This is a genomic window from Marinobacter salinexigens, assembly GCF_008370345.1.
Lineage (GTDB): Bacteria > Pseudomonadota > Gammaproteobacteria > Pseudomonadales > Oleiphilaceae > Marinobacter > Marinobacter salinexigens.
This window is the reverse complement of record NZ_VTUU01000012.1, coordinates 1-20,099: the sequence shown is the minus strand read 5'-3', so window position 1 is coordinate 20,099 and position 20,099 is coordinate 1. Positions and strand designations below refer to the sequence as shown.

Below are 20,099 nucleotides of genomic sequence, written 5' to 3'. Positions count from 1 at the left end.
GCCCGTGTCAGGCTTGTATCTGACATACTCCTCACAAAAGGGGTATCTCAGATACAAGCCCGCCACGAAAGCCGGGAAAACCCGACTGACGTGGCAGACTCAGGTGGTACCGTCCGAGACCGAACGGTACCGGAAGAAAAGGATCAGGCCTTGCCTGTGCCAGCGGCAGCAGCCACTTCAGCAGCGAAATCCACTTCTTCTTTTTCAATGCCCTCGCCCACTTCCAGGCGAACAAACCCAACCAGCTCACCACCAGCGGCTTTGATCAGCTCACCAACAGTCTGGTCTGGATTCTTGACGAATGGCTGTTCAACAAGGCTGTTTTCCTTGAGGAACTTCTTGATGCGGCCACCCATCATTTTCTCAACGATCTCAGCAGGCTTGCCTTCCATATCGGGCTGGGCCTTGATGATATCTTTTTCTTTCTCAAGCTCTTCTTCCGGCATTTCTTCCGGCTTGCCTACGCGCGGGTTAACAGCCGCTGCGTGCATGGCAACGTCGCGAGCAACTTCTGCATTACCTGCAGTCAGAGCCACAACGGAAGCGATCTTGGCGTTGCTGTGGACGTAGCCACCAACAACCGGACCTTCAACCTTAACAACGCGACGAACAGTGATGTTTTCGCCGATCTTCTGTACCAGCGCCTCACGCTTGGACTCCAGATCGCCTTCCATCAGCTTGGCTACGTCGGTTTCACCTTTATCGAAGGCAGCATCCAGCACGTCCTGGGCAAAAGCCAGGAAGTTGTCATCACGAGCAACGAAGTCGGTCTCGGAGTTCACTTCCAGGATGAAGGCTACGGTGTTGTCATCAGAAATCTTGATCAGGGAAACGCCTTCAGCAGCGGTACGACCTGCTTTCTTGGCGGCTTTCAGACCAGAAGACTTACGCAGCTCTTCGATTGCAGCTTCAACACTGCCGTCAGCCTCAACCAGTGCTTTTTTGCACTCCATCATGCCAAGGCCAGTGCGCTCACGGAGCTCTTTGACCATTGCAGCGGTAATTGCAGCCATGTTCAATCCTCTTAAACTGTTCCGAATTCGGTGGGGAGGTGTGCCCGGGGACACACACCCGGCACACCTTACATCTCTAACGTGAAGCTAACGCGTCACTCAGCGGCAGGAGCAGTGCCTTCCGCGTCTTCGCTGACTTCAACAAACTCGTCAGCGCCTGCACCAGCAGTCTGGGCAGCTTCCAGGCAAGTGTCAGCAACCGCCTTCACGTAAATCTGGATAGCGCGGATAGCATCGTCGTTACCCGGGATAACGAAATCAACACCGTCCGGATCGCTGTTGGTATCAACAACACCGATAACAGGGATGCCCAGCTTGTTCGCTTCTTTGATAGCGATACGCTCGTGGTCTACGTCGATAACAAACAGAGCGTCCGGCAGGCCGCCCATATCCTTGATACCACCGATAGAACGCTCAAGCTTATCCATCTCGCGGGTGCGCTCAAGAGCTTCTTTCTTGGTCAGCTTGTCGAAAGTACCGTCTTTGCTCTGGGTTTCCAGATCACGGTAGCGACGGATAGACTGACGAATGGTCTTGTAGTTGGTGAGCATGCCACCCAACCAGCGGTGGTTTACGAACGGCTGACCAGAACGCTCAGCTTCTTCTTTGATGATCTTGGCCGCTGCACGCTTGGTACCAACGAACAGAATCTTGTTCTTGCTTTCTGCCAGCTGCTGAACGAACTGCAGAGCGCCGTTCATGGCAGGAACAGTCTGCTCGAGGTTGATGATATGAATCTTGTTACGGGCGCCGAAGATGAACTTCGACATTTTCGGGTTCCAGTAACGGGTCTGGTGACCGAAGTGAGCACCTGCCTTCAGCAGGTCACGCATATTTACCTGAGCCATGATATTTACCTTTTAGCTTCGGGTTAGTCCTCCACGCATCCAATTGCCCCAACCAGCCGCATTTTTAATGGGGTGGCACCCTGGGACAACGTGTCGACACGTGTGTGAATTTACCGGATTCGTTTCCGGCGGGCGCGTTTATACCATAAACCAACACACCAAAGCCATTACTTTTACCCACAACCTTCCTTGTGCCTCAGTAGCCAGACCCTTTAAAATGGCGCTTTGATACAAATCAACGGGAAGCCCAATGCAGGTATCGATCAAGACTCCGGAAGAAATCGAGAAAATGCGCGTAGCCGGCCGTCTGGCAGCTGAAGTTCTGGAAATGCTGGATGAGCACATCAAGCCCGGCATCAGCACGGAGGAAATCAACCGAATCGCTCACGACTATATTGTTGATGTCCAGAAGGCGATCCCGGCCCCCCTCAACTATAAGGGTTTTCCAAAATCCGTCTGCACATCGGTTAACCACGTCATCTGCCACGGCATCCCATCTGAGAAGAAAGTCCTTAAAGATGGCGACATCATCAACATTGACGTCACCGTCATTAAAGATGAATACCACGGTGACACCAGTAAAATGTGGATTGTGGGCAAGCCCAAGCCCGGCACCGAACGCCTGATCAAAATCACCCAGGAGTGCCTCTATAAAGGTATGGAGCTGGTCAAGCCCGGCACTCGTCTTGGCGACATTGGCCACGTCATCCAGCAGTACGCGGAAAAGCATCACTATTCCGTTGTTCGCGACTACTGCGGCCACGGCATCGGCAAAGTATTCCATGAAGAACCCCAGGTCATGCACTACGGCAAGCCGGGAACCGGCATGGAACTACAGGAAGGCATGACCTTTACCATCGAGCCGATGATCAACCAGGGCAAATACCAGACCAAGCTGCTACCGGACGGCTGGACGGTAGTCACCAAAGATCACAAACTCTCTGCTCAGTGGGAACACACCATTCTTGTAACCGCTGACGGCTACGAGGTTCTTACCAAGCGCTCAGAAGAGTCCTTCTAAGTGGACCATAGCGACCTGGAATCCCGCATCAGTCAGGATGTATCCCCTGTTTCCGCCGCACGAGCACTGTTGCAAGAGCGGTACAACGCAGATGCCGAAGCATTCCGACAGGGCGCAGATGTGCGCGCCCTGGTGCATTCCCGGGCAAACACCGTCGATACGGTTCTGCGATTAATCTGGAACAGGTACCAGTTCGCTGCATCGGACGACATTTCCCTCATTGCCGTTGGTGGCTATGGCCGGGGTGAACTTCACCCTCACTCAGATATCGACCTGCTCATCCTCACCCGTAACGGTATTGAAGAAAACTGGCAGGAAGATCTCGGGGCGTTCATCACCCTGCTCTGGGACCTGCGTCTGGATATAGGGCACAGTGTCCGTAGCATTAAAGAGTGTCAGGACGCAGCCAGAGAGGACGTAACCATCCTCACCAACCTGCTGGAAACCCGAACCATAGCTGGGCCGGATCCGCTGCGCGCGGAACTGAGCGAGGCGGTTTATTCCGATCAGGTCAGCACCGACCGCGATTACTTCATTGCGAAACGGCATGAGCAGCAGGAGCGCCATAAGAAGTACGGCGATACCGAATACAATCTCGAACCTAACGTTAAAGGGTCTCCCGGTGCACTCAGGGACATCCAGACAATTGGCTGGATTACCAAACGCCACTTCGGTCTGGAAAGCATCGCCGACCTCACCCGCTTCAGCATCCTGACAGAAGAAGAACATCAGGTACTGCTCCAGGGTGAAACCCTGCTCTGGCAGTTACGATTTGGTCTCCAGTTACTGGCAAACCGCAATGAAAACCGGCTGCTGTTTGACCATCAGCGGGCGCTGGCCCAAATGCTCGGATACAAGGATGAAGGCAAGCGTCTCGGCGTCGAGCTGATGATGCAGTCCTACTATAGAACCGTGCTGGCGCTATCCGAGCTGACCGACGTTATTCTCCAGTATTACGATGAGGCCATCCTGGAAACAGGCGCCGAGGACAACATTCAGCCGCTGAACAAACGCTTCCAGATTCGCAACCACTATATAGAAGCGGTGAACAATCAGGTCTTCGCCTATGCGCCCTATGCCATCATGGAGATTTTTGTTCTGATGGCCCACCATCCTGAGATCAAGGGAATCAGGGCAACGACCATTCGCTCAATCCGTGCCCACCGGCACTTGATTGATGACGCTTTCCGTTCAGACCTGGCCGTCACAACCCTGTTCATGGAGTTGCTCCGCGCCCCCCACGTTCTGGATCAGACCCTGGCCGCCATGAAAAAGTACAACGTACTCGGGCGCTATCTGCCAGAATTCGGCCAGATCATAGGCCAGATGCAGCACGACCTGTTCCATATCTACACGGTGGATGCCCACACCATGAGGGTTATTCGCAACATGGTGAGCCTGAACAGTGCCGAAGCACGTACCGAATACCCTCTGGCTTCGCGCCTGCTTCATCGGTTACCCAAGCTGGAAACCCTGTTTATTGCCGGGCTGTACCATGATGTCGCCAAGGGGCGTGGCGGCGATCATTCGGAACTGGGCGCCATCGATGCAGAAGCCTTCTGCCAACGACACCATCTAAGCGAACGGGATACCCAGCTTGTTTCCTGGCTGGTAGAAAACCACCTTCTCATGTCGATGACCGCGCAGCGCAAGGACATTTCTGACCCGGACATCATCCATGCGTTCGCCCAGGCAATGCCCAGCCAGGCTCACCTGGACTATCTGTATGTGCTGACCGTCTGCGACATTAGCGCCACCAATCCCAAGCTCTGGAATACCTGGCGGGCATCGCTGCTGCGCCAGCTGTATATTGAAACGAAGCGCGCGTTACGTCGCGGCACAGAGTCACCCTTTAATCGGCATGAGTGGGTAACCGCAACCCAGTCGGAAGCGAGGGAAATCCTGCACGCCCAGAATATGAGCGACGAGCAGATCGACCGCGTCTGGGAGACACTGGATGAGGACTACTTTCTTCAGGACTCTACCGTCGATATTGCCTGGCAAACTGCAGCAATCATACGACATGGGGAGAATCCAGACCCTCTGGTCTTGATACGCGACACTCGGGGCGGCCCCACAGACGGTTTTTCCCAGATCATTATCTACATGAAAGACCGGGTTGCGCTGTTTGCCGCAACGACGGCGGTTCTGGAACAACTGAACCTGAACATTGTAGATGCGCGCATCAGCTCCAATGCCAGCCCCTATTCCATCAGCTCCTATGTAGTACTGGATGAAAAGGGGCAGCCACTAGGAACCGACCCGGCCCGCAAGGAGCGGGTCTGCAAGCGGCTGATTGAAGAGCTGGATGACCCGGAAGATTACCCGGACATTATCCATCGCCGTACTCCGAGGCAGCTCAAGCACTTTGCGTTTCCAACGGAAGTCACTTTCTCAAATGATACCGTGAATCAGCGCACCGTGATGGAAGTCATTACACCTGACCGGCCAGGCTTGCTCGCCCGAATTGGCCAGGTGCTTCTGGAGCATCGTGTCCGCCTGACCAACGCAAAAATCGCAACTCTGGGAGAGCGGGTTGAAGACGTTTTCTTCATTACCGACGAAGCCGGTGAGCCGCTACGCGACCCCGGACTGTGCCACGAACTACAGCAAGACCTCTGTAAAATGCTGGACGATATTCAATGAATCCAAACCTGGACAGACTCCACCCTTACCCATTTGAAAAGCTTGCGAAGCTCAAAGCAGGCATTACAGTTCCAGACCATATTCCCGCTATTTCCCTCGGCATCGGTGAGCCTAAGCACCCGTCACCGGGCTTCGTAAAACAGGTGATCGCCGAGAATCTGGACAAACTCGCCAACTACCCGACAACCAAGGGTACAGAAGAACTCAGGGAAGCCATCAGCAACTGGGCTACCCGCCGCTTCAACCTGAAAGAAGGTACCCTGAGCCCGGCAGATCACGTTGTTCCGGTGAACGGCACCCGAGAGGCTATTTTCTCGCTGGTGCAGGCAGTGGTTGATTCTTCAGCACCCAATGCAACCGTTGTCAGCCCCAACCCCTTCTATCAGGTATACGAGGGCGCAGCCTTCCTGGCCGGCGCGACACCGGTGTATTTGCCCTGCGATGGCAACAACGGATTTATACCGGATTTCGATGCCGTTCCGGACGATGTCTGGCAGGATTGTCAGGTCCTTTTTCTCTGCTCGCCAGGTAATCCCAGCGGTGCCGTCATTCCCCGGGAAACACTGATCCGAGTGATCGAATTAGCCGATCAGCACGACTTTATCGTTGCGTCAGACGAGTGTTACTCCGAACTCTATCCGGACGAGACCAACCCGCCCGAAGGGCTACTGCAGACCTGCGCAGCAATAGGACGGGACGACTATGCCCGATGCATCGTGTTCCACAGTCTGTCCAAGCGTAGCAACCTGCCGGGCCTGCGTTCAGGGTTCGTTGCTGGCGACGCCAGCATTCTGAAAGGCTACCTGAAATACCGCACCTACCATGGTTGCGCCATGCCCATCCATAACCAGTTGGCCAGCATCGCTGCCTGGCAGGATGAGGAGCATGTAAAAACCAACCGCGAGGCATACCGAGCCAAATTTGAAGCCGTGGTTCCCATCCTCCGCGAAGTGATGGATGTAGACTTCCCAGACGCAGGCTTTTACCTCTGGCCAGTCACCCCAATGGACGACGAAACCTTCGCACGGGAACTTTCAGCACAACAGAACGTGCACGTACTTCCGGGGCGCTACCTGTCCCGCACCGTGGATGGCCACAACCCCGGCGAGAACCGGGTACGCATGGCGCTGGTGGCTCCCGTCGAGGAGTGCGTGGAAGCCGCCAGCCGCATTGTTGAATTCGTTAAGGCAAACACTCCATGAAAATCTTCGGCATCCGCAACTGCGACACCGTTAAAAAAGCCCGAAAGTGGCTGGATGATCAGGGCATTGAATACGAGTTTCACGATTTCAAAAAGGAAGGTCTGGATGAATCCCGGCTGACCGAGTGGGAAAAGGCCGTAGGCTGGGAAATACTGCTGAACCGTCGCGGTACCACCTGGCGAAAACTTCCCGACGAAGTTCGTGATACCATTAGCGCCCAATCCGCCCATGACATCATGCTAGAGAACCAGTCCATCATTAAGCGACCGGTGGTCGAGCATGGCGGTTCTGTATTTGTCGGCTTCAACGCTGACGACTGGGCCAAACAGTTTTCCAACGCTTAAAGACGAACAGATAGGAGCAACCACCTGATGAGCTTTGCATTCGGTATCGGCATCGGCACCCAGAACAACCAGGGCGAATGGCTGGAAGTGTTTTACCAGCAGCCGGTTATGACACCCGACAACACCCTGCTAGAGGTGGTTCAGAATATCCTGGGTTATCAGGGCGGAAACCAGGGTATCAGCGCATCATCCGAGCAACTGAGCCAACTCGCAACTGCCCTGCGTCAGACTGGCCAGAATAATCAGGCCGCGCTGGCGGATAAAGCTGCGGAAAGCACCCGACCGGTCGTGGTGACTGTACTGGAAACCGACGATACAGCGTCCAGTACTCCCGAGGTTTACCTCAAGCTGCACCTGATTTCTCACCGCATGGCCAAACCTCACGGTCTGAAACTTGATGGCATTTTTGGCCTGCTGCCTAACCTGGCCTGGACCAACGAAGGCGCCGTCGATCTGAATGAACTCCCGGAACGCCAACTGCAGGCAAGGCTCGAAGGCCGTACTCTGGAAGTAAAGTCTGTAGACAAGTTCCCGCAAATGACTGACTACGTGGTTCCCAAAGGCGTTCGCATTGCTGATACAGCCCGGGTACGTCTGGGCGCCTACGTGGGTGAAGGCACTACGGTCATGCACGAAGGTTTCATCAACTTCAACGCCGGCACCGAAGGCACGAGCATGATCGAAGGCCGTATCTCTGCTGGCGTTATGGTTGGCAAGGGTTCCGATCTTGGCGGTGGTTGCTCCACTATGGGCACCCTGTCTGGCGGCGGCAACATCATCATCGCTGTTGGCGAAAACTGCCTGATCGGTGCTAACGCCGGTATCGGTATCCCTCTCGGCGACCGCTGCAAAGTTGAAGCCGGCCTGTACATCACTGCTGGCACCAAAGTCGCTCTGCTGGACGACAACAACGAGCTGGTTGAAGTCATCAAAGCCCGCGATCTTGCCAACCAGCCAGACCTGCTGTTCCGTCGTAACAGCCAGACTGGCGCGGTAGAGTGCAAGACCAACAAATCCGCCATCGAGCTGAACGAAGAGCTGCATGCAAACAACTGATTCGAAAACCATTGATCTCGCCATTGATCTGATCCGTCGCCCATCGGTTACACCCGATGACGCCGGATGCCAGGAACTGATGATGTCCAGGCTGGCCCCTCTCGGTTTCAACGGCGAGAACCTTCGGTTTGGCGACACTGACAACCTCTGGGCCCGCAAGGGCTCAGAGGGGCCGGTACTGGCGTTTGCAGGCCACACCGATGTCGTTCCTACCGGACCGGAAAAGAACTGGGCTCACCCGCCTTTCGATCCGGTGATTCAGGAAGGCTATCTTTATGGCCGTGGCGCGGCTGACATGAAAGGCAGCCTTGCCGCCTTCGTCACAGCCTGCGAGCGCTTTGTGGCCAATCACCCGAATCATCGGGGATCGATTGCGCTTCTGATCACCAGTGATGAAGAAGGTCCTGCGCAGGATGGAACTGTCAAAGTTGTGGAAACCCTCGAGGCTCGCAACGAAAAGATTGACTGGTGCCTGATCGGCGAACCTTCGAGTACCCATGAAGTAGGTGACGTGATCAAGAATGGTCGCCGGGGCTCACTGCACGGCTACCTGACGGTCAAAGGCATTCAGGGCCATGTGGCCTACCCTCACCTGGCAGAGAACCCTGTACATACTGTAGCTCCCGCGCTTGATGCACTGGCCAAAGAGTTCTGGGACAACGGGAATGATTTCTTCCCGCCGACCACCTTCCAGATAACCAAAGTGGAAGCCGGGACCGGCAGCAATATCATCCCTGGTGAGTGCACGGTGCACTTCAACTTCCGCTATTGCACAGAGAACACGGCAGAAAGCCTGGAAGAACGGGTGGTGGCCATTCTGGATCGCCATAACCTCAAGTATGACCTCCAATGGCATCTCAGCGGACGTCCGTTCCTGACGGATAAGGGCGCTTTGGTCTCCGCAAGTCAGAGCGCCATTCGCACTGTCACGGGGCGGGAAACCGAGCTTTCAACGTCAGGCGGTACCTCTGACGGGCGATTCATTGCCCCAACGGGCGCGCAGGTTGTGGAACTCGGACCGATCAACGCAACCATTCACAAAGTGGATGAATGCGTGAAGGCAAAAGACCTGGATACACTTTCGGACATCTACGAGCAGATCCTGGTGGAACTGCTCGCCTGATCCAGCCGGTATCAGTAGTGAGGGGGAGGCGTTTCGTCCTCCTCTCGCCTGATATTGGAAGGGGATACTTCCTTCAGTTGCTTGTGCAGCAACCTCTTCGCTTCCCATAGTTCCCTCAACTCCAGCTCCTGCTTCGCTACCTGTTCGCTCAGGGTATTGATGAGATCATCCTGGAATGCCATGCGCATTTCGAGCTCATCCAGTCTGATTTCGAGGTCTTTCTGTGTCATGGGTTTGGTCAGCACTCAATGTAATCTGGTAATATGCCGCTTTTACCGCCACGGCCTCCCTTTTTCGGGAGTTGGCGGTGTTCACAGGCCGGAGTCGTGAGTTTACCTGATATCCGGTTCGTTATCGTTAGCGTTAATAAAATGGAGAAGTTTCTGTAAATGCGTAATCCAGCCAAAGCGATCCTTGTCGCCATTCTGATCGCCATTCCTGCTCCGCTGATCCTGGCGTTTATTCTGACATCGACACCAGAACCGCTACGCCTGATTGCAGCCGGTGAGGTTATTGAAGCTCTGGGAAGTACCGGTGGTATTGCTGCATACATCATCACACTGGTTCTGTTCGCCATAGCCGGTTTCCTGGCAGTGACACTTGCCAGCAAACAACAGGCTACCCGTAGCTCAGGCAACCGCGCCCAGTCCCGCCCTCAGATGGACGACGATGAGGACGACGGCGACTATGACGAAAACAGTCCGGAAGGCAATGAAGAAGGCACTGTAAAGTGGTTCAACGTCAAGAAAGGGTTTGGCTTTATCGTACGCGAGAGCGGCGATGAAGTATTTGTTCACTTCCGCGCCATCCGTGGTCGTGGCCGTCGCGTTCTCCGCCAGGGCCAACTGGTTCGTTTCGATGTTGTGGAAGCCGACAAGGGCCTTCAGGCAGACAACGTATCCATCCTGAGCGACTGATCCCAGCGCGCAGTAAAGCAGTTAAAAGGCAGCCCTCGGGCTGCCTTTTTTAGTTCCAGACGACCTGCTGTTCGCCCCGGTGGTCCAGGCGCCACCATTTTTCTTCCTCAACAGGCTGACCTTCCTGCCACTCTCCCGGGCTGCACCGGATTTCCGTGTCCATTGCTCGCCATGCGCTTCTGGCGCAGTCAAGGTCAGCATTCCAGGGCAGTTTCTCACCCTCGATAACCAGAGACGTGAAACGTTTACCGAAAGCCCCTGGGTACAGCGAAACCCTTAGCCGGACACCTTCGTAAAGGGCACTTCCTTTGACGACAGAAGACACGTCGCCATCATCCAGCGCCAACTCATCGACGTGATTTTCCAGCCAGGCTGACACAGCACCGGCTTCGAGATCACGGACATATATTTCAAGATCCTGCACCTATGGGGTCTCCATCCTGTTGTTCTTGATGCAGCACATAGTGAACCGGGCCGGGGCGGGCTGCAACCCATCGTTCCAGTTCCCGACGTAAATCTTCTGTCGACAAGCGGCGCAACCCGTTGCCCAACCTACGCTCATGCCAGGCAACATCAGCGGCAGCCTGTTCCAGACGTAACCCATCCATGGACTCATCAAGGGCCACAAAAGACTCACCCCTGGCAAGGGCTACCAGCTTTTGCCGGTTCAGGGTATCTTCCCGCCCCGCCAGAGCGATCGTTTCAGCCGGGCCTAGCCGGGCCAGCATGTCGAGCCGGGCCGCTGCCCTTTCAACCCACTGGAGCATACCCCCTGGTGTCGAGACACAACGGCTCCGTCGGGTAGCAGCGTATTGAACAACCGACTGGGGCAACTGCACATTCCAGCGCTTTTCAATCGCACCCTGGTGTGCAGCCAGGATCGCCTTGCGCTGCCCCGGACTGCTCAGCGGCATGTTGTACACCTCGAAGCTTCTCCCAAGCCAATGGGACAGCAGACGCTCTTCTCCATCACGACTTTCCGGACCGATCAACAACATCGGCCCCTGCCATGAAGAAACCAGTTCAGCAGCAACACTTGAAGGACGTTCCATCAACGCCATCAGATCAGCAGGAGAGGTATTGTCCAGAATCAGCACCGGCCATTGAGGCGTGTCTTGCCCCGAAGGAACAACCGCCAGATCACTGTCCAGAACCTCCGCCTCTCTGCGCAAATCCAGTTCCAACGACTCGAGATTGAGTACGGACAACAGGCTATGCAACCAGCACGATTTTCCGGACCCACGCTCTCCGCGGAGCCAGACAAACGCTGAAGGGTTAGCAGATAAGGTGACACCCACTTCTTCCGCCAATTCCAGCCAGGCAGAGTCCGTGACGACAATAGGGGCATCGCCATGTTCTTCAATGCCTTTGGACACTTCCACTTCGGAGTTACCGGGCCAGCGCTGCACCAGCTCCAGAACGGCGACATAAGCCTTGCTCTGCAGCCGTTCAGCTTTCCGGGCCAATACCTCCAACAGCAGAGGCCAATCGAGCCACGGCTCATCATTGATCTGCCGGGCAGTGGCAAACCAGTATATCAACTGGGATGAAAGTAACCCTTCCCCGCCCACTTCTGTCACGATGGGCTGTTCACACTGGATCGTGCGGGTCAGCTCGTCCATATCGATGCCGCAGCCTCGCAGGAAAGCACCGATTGATGCGCAGCTGTCCAGAAGTGCGAGAAGATAATCCTCGACGGTAACGACACAACCACCCCGTCGTTCAACATCGTCCCTTGCACTCACCAGGGCCGTTTGACAGCGGGGAGCCAGGCATCCTTGCCATTCCTCCATGATCTACTCCATATAGTATTTTGTTGGTTCCTTGTGAGAAGCCTTGTTACCAGCTTCCGGTATTCTCCATGCTGGCCCAGGGCTCCTTGGGCGGCAGTGCGTCGCCTTTCTGCAACAATTCGATCGAAATGTTATCCGGAGTCCGGATAAAAGCCATGTACCCATCCCTCGGCGGGCGATTGATGGTTACACCATTGGACTGCAAGTGTTCACAAAGCTCGTAGATGTCATCAACGCGATAGGCCAGGTGCCCAAAATTCCGGCCTCCGGTATATTCCTCTGGATCCCAGTTGTAGGTCAGCTCAACCATCGGAGCCTTATCCTCCCGGGCACGCTCTTCATCTCCCGGAGCTGCAAGAAAAACCAGCGTAAACCGCCCCTTTTCACTGCTCTTTCGGCTGATTTCCTTCATACCCAGAAGATCGCAGAAGAAATGCAGAGTTTCATCCAGGTTGCTGACCCGAATCATCGTATGAAGGTATTCCATAACAGCTCCTCAAAACCAGGTAACAGACTGGAGGGATAACGTCCCTCACCACCTGCTCAGTTTAAGGTATTCTGGGGGCATGGAACTATCCGACAAAAACCGAAACCTGATGGCATTTCATACCCCGGTGATTCGACACCTCGCCTGGCTCTGTGACGCCCCTCAGCTCATAAACTCCGAGCTGAGTTTTCGACCACTTGACTATCTGCCTGCAAACTACCGCGAAACGTTGCTCGACTGGGACCAGAACCCGCAACATGCCCCCGCAAGCCTGCTTGAACCGCCACCACGCCGGCTCGGGTTCTATTTTGAACACTTGTACAACGTGCTTCTCACCGACCTTCTCGGCTGGAAAGTTCTGCTGAAGAACATCCAGATCCAGGCTGCGGGAAAAACGCTGGGAGAGCTCGACTTCGTCGTCCACAACACCAGCGATGATCGTATCGAGCATCACGAGATCGCGATCAAGTATTACCTGGGTGTTTCGGAGAGAGACATGCCCCCTCTCTGGTATGGTCCCAACGCCCGTGACCGACTGGACCTGAAAAGCGACCGACTGCTTCACCATCAAAGCCAGAGAACCCGGGAGCCTCAAACCCGGGCCCTGCTGCAATCTCACAGAATTGATTCGCCACTGACCGCACGCGTATTTATGCCGGGTTACCTGTTCTACCCCCTGAACCCCGTTCTCTCCTCTCCGTCAGGCTGTCCCGAGAATCACCTGAGAGGCCGCTGGACATATGCCAGCGACACAAAGGAAATCGATACCTCCCACTGGGTTCAGCTCCTGAAACCTCATTGGATCGGGCCATGGCTGCAGCAACACTTGCCATTGTCTGACGCAGCAGACAACGCACTTGGTAAAATCGAGCAAGACCAGATCCCCAGGTTATTCGCACAGCTGGCTTTCAGTGAACGATTCCACCAATGGTGCGAAGTTGAACGTTACTTTATAGTCCCCTCCTGCTGGCCAGATAAACGATAGCTCCAGAGCAAACACTGTTCGCGGATAATGACTAACCGGCTATATCGGAGCCGCTGTCGCCGGGCGTTGCTTCCGATAGGTCGCCATGTCAATCTGACCCAGTTTCGGAGTGAGTTTGCACTCTCGCTGCCCCCATGGATATTCACACTGCCGACGATGCACTTCATTCCAACCCTCACCCTCTTTCCAGGCTTCCAGATCCAGGTCACGCCAGTACCGGGGATTGCGCCCGGTCTTCTTGTCGTGCTCGGCGGTCACCGGGTCCAGGTGCCGGAATGGCTCCAGCCGGGGTGTATCGGGCAATGGCTGACTCACGTCCATGTATTGCTGGAGAACATCCCAAAGCGCCAGCACCTCAAACTTACTGGATTCAATGCTACTGAACGCGGTGTTGTGAAAGCACTTTTGGGTATAGCGATGCACCAGAATCAGCCGGTAGAAGATGCCACCTTGCTGGATCACCCGATCCACGTAAGCGTCGAACTCCACAAACGGCGCCTCGAAATACCGGCCACCCCCTTGGGCAATTCGAACCTGTCCGGTGACACGGTTGAACTCGCTACAGCCGTCTTCCAGCGTGTCGTCTAGCTTCTTGTTGATGGTCTTCTCGAAGGGCTTGAGAAGGAACCCGATGCCGGTACTCATGAGCCAGTTGGTCGTGAAGGGAGTTGCCCACACTGCAAACACAAACCACGCTAGGGTAAAAAGAATGATGAAAATGCCCAGCAGCAAGCCGGGAACTTCCCTTACCAACTCGACCTCACCAGTCGCCCAGATCATGGCTGCAGGTCCTCCGAGCCATAGAACGAGGATCCATGTCATTGGTATGAATAGGACCAGAAACTTTAAACCTAACTTTCCATTCAGAAACCGAATCCGCTGGTGATCCCACCACCAGTCCTTGGACTTGAACTCAGGATCGGTCTTCTCTTGATCCTGAAGCACCTCGACATCCTGAATCGTACCCAGATAGGGGATGATACCTGCATAGGAACCTACAGGCTGTAGCTCTTCACCGGTACGGACCCGTTTCCTCGGGGATTCCGGCAAGGGGCCGATTCCATTTGCCCGAAAGGCACTTGCCGAAAACCCTTCTACTTCCTGGGGTTCAACCATCTCACGTTCCTTGTAAATACAGCACATGTTTGCAGACTAGGCCTCATACTCCATATGGGCCCGCTGCGCCTACCAGACGCAGATCGCCTAGATTGGCTGCAGCTCATTAACACCCAGTTCCGCTACGTCATTTCCATCCAGAATGATGCGCCTCCTGCCATGGCGCTGAGTTACTTCCGCATTATCAGTAGTAGTTGATCTTGCCAAAAACGGCTTCGATTTCTTTTGGCCATTTGAACTTGAAGGGACTAAATTTCCACCAAATAAACGTAGGCATAAAAATAACAAAAACGAAGTGATCTATCAGGAAGACCCTCAAAGACTTAAAGCCTACGTGTTTAATATATGAGTCATAATTCGTAGTGACCAAATTGCCCTTATCCTCTTCCACAAAGCCTTCGTTATAGTATCTAACGATAAAATTCCATTTCCGGTACATATCATCTTCGTTAAATCCAGACGATATCTTCTTGCGTTGCAGAGGTCTTTTAGGGGCTTTCCCACAAAAGTAATATTTGTCGCGGAGATAGAGGTGTGAATAATACTGTCGTTCCCACATCACACCGGAGCCCAAATACTGCAGGTTATGGGAAAAACTCACCTCCAGCTCATCCCAAGGTATCCGGTAGAAGGTCCCCCGGTGCCCCACGTACACAAAACCCTCTTGTCGGTCGACTCTCACCGGCAGCGTGAGCGGGAAGAAAATCTCGAAAAGGTAAACCGCTGCCCATAGGGGTACGAACAGCGCAGCCGACGCCGCGAATACCCCGTAGTAAAACTGGCCAACCACCCACATAAGCGACAGGGCCGCAATCATGAACAAATTTATGACAACCAACTGGAAACGCCGGAAAATCAAAAAAGCTGTCCGGATATCCATAAACCGGTCATTGATATACGCAATACCGTAGCTCATATCCTCTGAAGAATCGGGCGCCCCCGCCACCTTTCGCGCAGGAGGGCTAGCAAGTCGTTCGCCATGGGTCCGATACCAGCGTTTTTCCAGTTGTTGTTCGATGTCTGTTACCGGCAAATCACAGTTCAAAGGTGAGTCGCTCATCCACACCCAGCTCCTCTACGTCGGTTCCATCCAGAATGATGCGCAAGCCTTCATCCCCCGTAACTTTGCGGCCATCCTTCACGTATTCGATCAGCAGTTCAAGTTGCTCGTACTTCTCATGGTTAAAATGAGTGAAGCGATACGTCGCCCCCTGAGGTGAGGCCTCAACTTTTTGCCTAGCATCGAACACATCTGATATGTCATTCACATCGTTGCTGGTGAAAAAATGCCGGCTGGCTTCGTAGAGTTGGATCGACACTGTGCAGGTCCCCTCGTCAAAACCGGGGAAATGCACAGCGAAGCTGGTGAATTCCGACAGCACCTTCAGCTCTCCCTGTCGGGTTGTTTCCCAGTGACTGGCCACAAAGTCATTAATCCGCACCACCGGAGAGAACAGCAGGTAGTAGAACGCGTCCACCTCTGCCTCGAAGTAGCTCCTTATACCTATCCCTTTATCCGAAGAGACAATCGCCTTACTCGTCTCCAGAAGCTCCATTGCCCGGGGTCTCCTTTGGCCGTCCCAGTAACGCAGATAGGGAGCATTGCCCCAAAAGGACTGCGACAGGAAATCCTCAATTCGCGAGCGGGCGATGTATAGCTGGATAGCAGTAACTGTTATAGAAATTACCACTAATACCGCCCCCACAAGCACGACCGGGGCGCCAACGACAGTCCCTGCTACTGCCAAAGCGGTCAGGTAACCAATACCAATGGTCAGACCTATCTGTACTGCAGCCAAAGCCACCGCCATATTATGACCTGTATGCCAGGCCCGCCAACCAGCTCTTCCCTCAAGACCTATCGCCAGCAGCGGCCCGACGAAGGGGAGATACTTGACAGCTACTTTTGAGATAATTTTCGTACCCTTAGATATCGCCTCAACTGCTCGGGTCCCATTGAATATCACCGATACTCTAGTCCCAGCCGCGGCCAAATCCACACCCAACGCCTTGGCATACTCCGACCGGATCAGCAATCCACTAAGGTTGACCACCCCTTCAGCTAGATTCCAGAGGCCATCCATAAACGGCAGCCACCTATCGAGCGCGGCCTGACGATCGGACATCATGACGTCTTGCTGAGTCTCTTTCAGGCCACTGAACAAGCTCACCAAATTAAACGCCTGGAAGAGGGTCACCGCACCAATGAACCTGCCCCTATTCTGCTTTATACCTTCGACAACAGGATCAAGCCTGGTGTGAAGCCAGCCAAATGGGTTATCCCGAAGGTTCGGGTCGAGGTGGAAGACGTCTATCAGGCTATCGCGCAGGCGATTTCTGATATTGGCTTCCATCAGTCCAGCTGCAAGGGGGGTCATCGAGAGCTCGGTGAGATCGTACCCTGAGACGCCAGCCAGGGCTTCGCGATTAGCTTTCAGCAGGAACTCTGTCGCATCGTCCAACGTCATGCCATGTTCGTGGATATCAATTTCATAGCGTTTCGAGACACGCTTGATCCACTTTTTCCACTGAGGCCGGGTTTGGGGATTGGCGGCCCAGCCTCCCATATCTGCTGCAGGTGCGGCAAACTCCAATAGCAAAGTGTCAGTAGCGAGCGTGGCGGTCACATAGCCAGGCATGTCGTACATGCTATCGACAATCTTCAGACTGCCGTAATCAAAATCGGGTAGGTCTTTAAGCTTCTCAGTTATCTTGTTGGTAGAGGTCACCAAAAACAAAACGCTCTTTAACACAGCCCCCACGACACTGGAGCCATTACTCGGCTCTAGCCATGCCTTGGCATCTTCCCTGCCTTTCTCAGCTGAGACATAGCCATCCAGAATATCTGCGAGCTCTTGCTCAACCGCCTGAAAACCATCGGCACTGTATAGGTCGTTGAACTGCAACTTACTGGCCAGTTGGTTGGAATCGACCCACTTCTTCCAGTCGTCAAATACCTGGGAGCGGGCCTGGTCATATTCTTCAATTTGTTTGTGGTAACGCTCAACAAACGCCTCCTTGTCGGAAGCACGAATCCGCTCTTTCAGTTTGTCGGCGACCTCTTTCCGGTCGTCTTCGTCCTCGTTTTTCGCCGATTCCTGGGCGATCAGCGCATCCACCATCTGTGCGGTGGTGTAGGCATAAGCATTCTCTTCAGCATGATTCTGGATGAGGTTTACATAGAGCGCATGCAGTTGCCCCAACTCAGACGTTATCCCGATCTCATCATCCAGTGCGACGCAATAGGAGAACTCCGTCGCCTTCTTGCAAATGCCATTAAAATCCGGTTCTTCAATACCTTGGGCGAAGTCCGTCAGACTCCAATTGAACTCTATCGGCTCGGGGCGAAAGTCCTCTACTACCTGATTCGCAATCTCCGTTTCAGCAATATTCACCCCTTCGCCGGTTTCCGGAAGACCATCCAACTCGAAAGCCTGCATGTAACCCGCCCTGACAACAGCATCTACACGGATCAGTTCCTGCAAACGAACAGTCCATCGGTGGCGTACAAATTTTAAAAACACCGTTCCAATTGCCGGGTGGTGAATGCAGGGTAAAGCTGAGTCAGCATCGACATCCGGTAACAGTTCACAACGATTTCCAGGAAGCACCTCAGTGATGGCGCCCTGCTCATCCACTCGATATTCATGGAGTGTGGCGAATGCCTCTGAATACAGATAAACCCACCCCGTGGTCAGCTTTCGAACACAGTAGTGAGTTTTATCCAGAGCTACCGAGGGCGGGAAAAAATTGTCGGGCAGTGTGACTGGCTCCTGACTGATAGCCCACCGAGTAGGATAGAGAGCGACCGTTTTTTGCTGTAGGGGACACACCTGCACGGCGGAGTTTATGTCATCCCGCCCCTGCAGGAATGCTGCGCTGTTGGCACTACCCATGATTCAGTCCCTCCATTGACTTCTTCTCTGCGTATTCCGCTATTTGTGCGATGGCTTTACCCGGCTGTACGGAACTGCTACGCCATAAATTGCAGACTTCAGCATCCTCAAATGCATCAGCTCCAAGCCAGCCAATTGTATTGATGAAAAGAGCTACGTCCCTCGTACTCCACAGCCCTTTCCCGTTGGCAGCTTTAATCAACCGTGCCACCGCAGAACCTCCTGCTTCCTGCTCGTCTTCACCGTTACTCAGAAGATGAGGAAAATAGGTAGCCGTGTGCGCTTCCAGATTTCTTAACGCAGTTCTTTCGGCCCCCTGTTCCATGGCAACCAAGTGTTCTTCCCTGATGACGAACAATGCTGTTTGATAAGATGTCGGGTGTGCATCATTCGGGAAATACTCCCAGTGTCCATTGCCCCGATCCTGAATGGCAACCGAGCTGCACGGTCCTAACAAGCGTCTGACGTCATCAGCCAAATTGCCAGCCGACAGGAGATTCCTGAGGATTTCTGGATCATAAAATCGGAAAATCGCGTCTTCACCAGTGGTTGTTTGTGCAATCAACAAACTTCGGAAGTGCTCGAGCAAGGCATCAAATCCAGCCTCCGACGTTACTGCAATCGCCACACCATCGTGCATCCTATCCACAAAGCACTTTCTGGAAATCGGCCCATCAAATTCTGCCTTCACCAGCCACGGAGAAATCTCAACAAGAGACTCCAATTCTGTCCGCCGATAGAGCGCATCGCATTCGGGAGACAATTCCTCCCGGTAAATATACTGGGGCAAGGCGTCTACTTTCGCCCCATCAACCAGTATAAAAGTCTCCCCTTTGCCCCGGATTTGTGGAACTGCGACCATTACGCACTACCCTCAGCATTACCCGCACATATTTGGCAAAGTCCTTTCCCCTGACTGGCGGCGCTCTTTAATGCTCTAATTTGATCGGGTGTCGCCATCGGCCGTTGCGAGACTTCTGGGAGTTCGTCCGCGCGAACATCTGCTGGAACAGACCGACTGAATATCGCTGGCAACTCCGCCCCACTCGCCCCCTGCCCGCTACCACTCCCCGGACTTCCCCCGGAGTTAATCTTGATGCCCGGGCCACTCAGGGTCACACCGCTGGGGTCCAACTTGATGAAGCTTCCACCGCCAGCAATCGTGAGTTCCGCACCCGCATCCAGAACCACTTTGGCGCCAGCCTTGTGGTGAACTTCGGTGCCCGCTTCGCTGGCCATGACTGAGCCGGTTTTCTGGTGCAGGGTGCCACCGATAATCTGGCTGCAGTCTGCGCCGACAGACACACGTTTCTCGCCATCCGTTGTGCAGTGATCGTTTGCCTGAATCCGGCTGAATTCGTGGTTCTCCACCGTCAGGTGGCTTTCGTTTTTGATCACTTCGGTGCGATTATTTTCCGTCAGCAGGTCCAGATCTTTCTGGGCGTGCACGTAAATCTGTTCCTGGTCCGCTTCGTCCTCGAACCGCAGTTCGTTACTGCCTTCGCCCTTGTGGGTCTGGGTTTTCAGGGTGGTCCGGGTTTTGTGTTCCGGCAGCGCGTACGGCGGTGTGTTGGTGGCGTGGTAGGTCCGGCCGGTGATGATCGGCTGGTCCGGGTCGCCATCCAGGAAGGAGACAATCACTTCGTGGCCGA

At 54.2% G+C, this 20,099-nt stretch carries 19 protein-coding genes; 8 read left to right on the top strand and 11 right to left on the bottom strand.

Annotated features, from left to right (window positions below; all coding sequences use genetic code 11):
• Positions 1–143: 143 nt before the first annotated feature.
• Complete coding sequence (gene tsf / locus FWJ25_RS17175) at positions 144–1,013, bottom strand: translation elongation factor Ts (RefSeq protein ID WP_149601496.1); 870 nt, start codon at positions 1,011–1,013, stop codon at positions 144–146.
• Between the two features lie 95 nt (positions 1,014–1,108).
• On the bottom strand, positions 1,109–1,861 hold the full coding sequence (rpsB, locus tag FWJ25_RS17170) for a 30S ribosomal protein S2 (RefSeq protein ID WP_149601495.1): 753 nt from the start codon (positions 1,859–1,861) through the stop codon (positions 1,109–1,111).
• A gap of 250 nt (positions 1,862–2,111) precedes the next feature.
• Between rpsB and map the strand changes: the two genes are divergently transcribed.
• From map to dapE, 6 genes are read left to right on the top strand one after another with little or no spacing between them, the layout of a single operon-like run.
• Positions 2,112–2,882 (top strand): type I methionyl aminopeptidase, encoded by a 771-nt coding sequence (gene map, locus FWJ25_RS17165; RefSeq protein WP_149601494.1) that lies wholly within the window; start codon positions 2,112–2,114, stop codon positions 2,880–2,882.
• On the top strand, positions 2,883–5,528 hold the full coding sequence (locus FWJ25_RS17160) for a [protein-PII] uridylyltransferase (RefSeq protein WP_149601493.1): 2,646 nt from the start codon (positions 2,883–2,885) through the stop codon (positions 5,526–5,528).
• Complete coding sequence (gene dapC, locus FWJ25_RS17155; protein ID WP_149601492.1) at positions 5,525–6,730, top strand: succinyldiaminopimelate transaminase; 1,206 nt, start codon at positions 5,525–5,527, stop codon at positions 6,728–6,730. Before FWJ25_RS17160 ends, dapC begins: the two co-directional genes overlap by 4 nt.
• Entirely contained in the window at positions 6,727–7,074 is a 348-nt protein-coding gene (locus FWJ25_RS17150) for an ArsC family reductase (RefSeq protein ID WP_149601491.1), read from the top strand. The genes dapC and FWJ25_RS17150 overlap by 4 nt, the downstream gene beginning before the upstream one ends.
• Before the next feature lie 27 nt (positions 7,075–7,101).
• Positions 7,102–8,130 carry a 2,3,4,5-tetrahydropyridine-2,6-dicarboxylate N-succinyltransferase gene (dapD, locus tag FWJ25_RS17145; protein WP_149601490.1) on the top strand — a complete coding sequence of 343 codons (1,029 nt, stop codon included), beginning with the start codon at positions 7,102–7,104 and terminating at the stop codon, positions 8,128–8,130.
• The gene (gene dapE / locus FWJ25_RS17140) at positions 8,117–9,253 is read left to right on the top strand and encodes a succinyl-diaminopimelate desuccinylase (protein ID WP_149601489.1); all 1,137 of its coding nucleotides are present in this window, start codon (positions 8,117–8,119) and stop codon (positions 9,251–9,253) included. The genes dapD and dapE overlap by 14 nt, the downstream gene beginning before the upstream one ends.
• Positions 9,254–9,264: 11 nt before the next feature.
• Here dapE and FWJ25_RS17135 read toward each other — a convergent pair whose 3' ends face one another.
• Positions 9,265–9,483 carry a SlyX family protein gene (locus tag FWJ25_RS17135; RefSeq protein ID WP_149601488.1) on the bottom strand — a complete coding sequence of 73 codons (219 nt, stop codon included), beginning with the start codon at positions 9,481–9,483 and terminating at the stop codon, positions 9,265–9,267.
• 159 nt (positions 9,484–9,642) lie between these two features.
• Here FWJ25_RS17135 and FWJ25_RS20020 point away from each other — a divergent pair, with 159 nt between their 5' ends.
• Positions 9,643–10,170 carry a cold-shock protein gene (locus FWJ25_RS20020; protein WP_149601487.1) on the top strand — a complete coding sequence of 176 codons (528 nt, stop codon included), beginning with the start codon at positions 9,643–9,645 and terminating at the stop codon, positions 10,168–10,170.
• Between the two features lie 49 nt (positions 10,171–10,219).
• Here the strand turns inward: FWJ25_RS20020 and FWJ25_RS17125 are convergent, their stop codons facing one another.
• From FWJ25_RS17125 to FWJ25_RS17115, 3 genes are read right to left on the bottom strand one after another with little or no spacing between them, the layout of a single operon-like run.
• Positions 10,220–10,594, bottom strand: a complete 375-nt coding sequence (locus FWJ25_RS17125; protein WP_149601486.1) for a hypothetical protein — start codon at positions 10,592–10,594, stop codon at positions 10,220–10,222.
• Positions 10,581–11,963 (bottom strand): hypothetical protein, encoded by a 1,383-nt coding sequence (locus tag FWJ25_RS17120; protein ID WP_149601485.1) that lies wholly within the window; start codon positions 11,961–11,963, stop codon positions 10,581–10,583. The genes FWJ25_RS17125 and FWJ25_RS17120 overlap by 14 nt, the downstream gene beginning before the upstream one ends.
• A gap of 46 nt (positions 11,964–12,009) precedes the next feature.
• The gene (locus FWJ25_RS17115; RefSeq protein ID WP_149601484.1) at positions 12,010–12,450 is read right to left on the bottom strand and encodes a VOC family protein; all 441 of its coding nucleotides are present in this window, start codon (positions 12,448–12,450) and stop codon (positions 12,010–12,012) included.
• A 79-nt stretch (positions 12,451–12,529) separates the two neighbouring features.
• On the opposite strand from FWJ25_RS17115, the gene FWJ25_RS17110 reads away from it, so the two are divergent.
• Positions 12,530–13,435, top strand: coding sequence for a DUF1853 family protein (locus tag FWJ25_RS17110; RefSeq protein WP_149601483.1), 906 nt, complete (start codon positions 12,530–12,532; stop codon positions 13,433–13,435).
• A gap of 39 nt (positions 13,436–13,474) precedes the next feature.
• On the opposite strand, the gene FWJ25_RS17105 is transcribed toward FWJ25_RS17110, so the two are convergent.
• The 5 genes from FWJ25_RS17105 to FWJ25_RS17085 form a co-directional block, all read right to left on the bottom strand.
• The gene (locus FWJ25_RS17105) at positions 13,475–14,551 is read right to left on the bottom strand and encodes a hypothetical protein (RefSeq protein ID WP_149601482.1); all 1,077 of its coding nucleotides are present in this window, start codon (positions 14,549–14,551) and stop codon (positions 13,475–13,477) included.
• Positions 14,552–14,735: 184 nt separating this feature from the next.
• Positions 14,736–15,611 carry a hypothetical protein gene (locus FWJ25_RS17100; protein WP_149601481.1) on the bottom strand — a complete coding sequence of 292 codons (876 nt, stop codon included), beginning with the start codon at positions 15,609–15,611 and terminating at the stop codon, positions 14,736–14,738.
• The gene (locus tag FWJ25_RS17095) at positions 15,586–18,447 is read right to left on the bottom strand and encodes a toxin VasX (protein WP_149601480.1); all 2,862 of its coding nucleotides are present in this window, start codon (positions 18,445–18,447) and stop codon (positions 15,586–15,588) included. Before FWJ25_RS17095 ends, FWJ25_RS17100 begins: the two co-directional genes overlap by 26 nt.
• The gene (locus FWJ25_RS17090) at positions 18,440–19,309 is read right to left on the bottom strand and encodes a DUF4123 domain-containing protein (protein WP_149601479.1); all 870 of its coding nucleotides are present in this window, start codon (positions 19,307–19,309) and stop codon (positions 18,440–18,442) included. The genes FWJ25_RS17095 and FWJ25_RS17090 overlap by 8 nt, the downstream gene beginning before the upstream one ends.
• On the bottom strand, positions 19,309–20,099 hold a 791-nt coding region (locus tag FWJ25_RS17085), incomplete at its 5' end, for a type VI secretion system Vgr family protein (protein ID WP_368732303.1). The genes FWJ25_RS17090 and FWJ25_RS17085, both read right to left, overlap by 1 nt.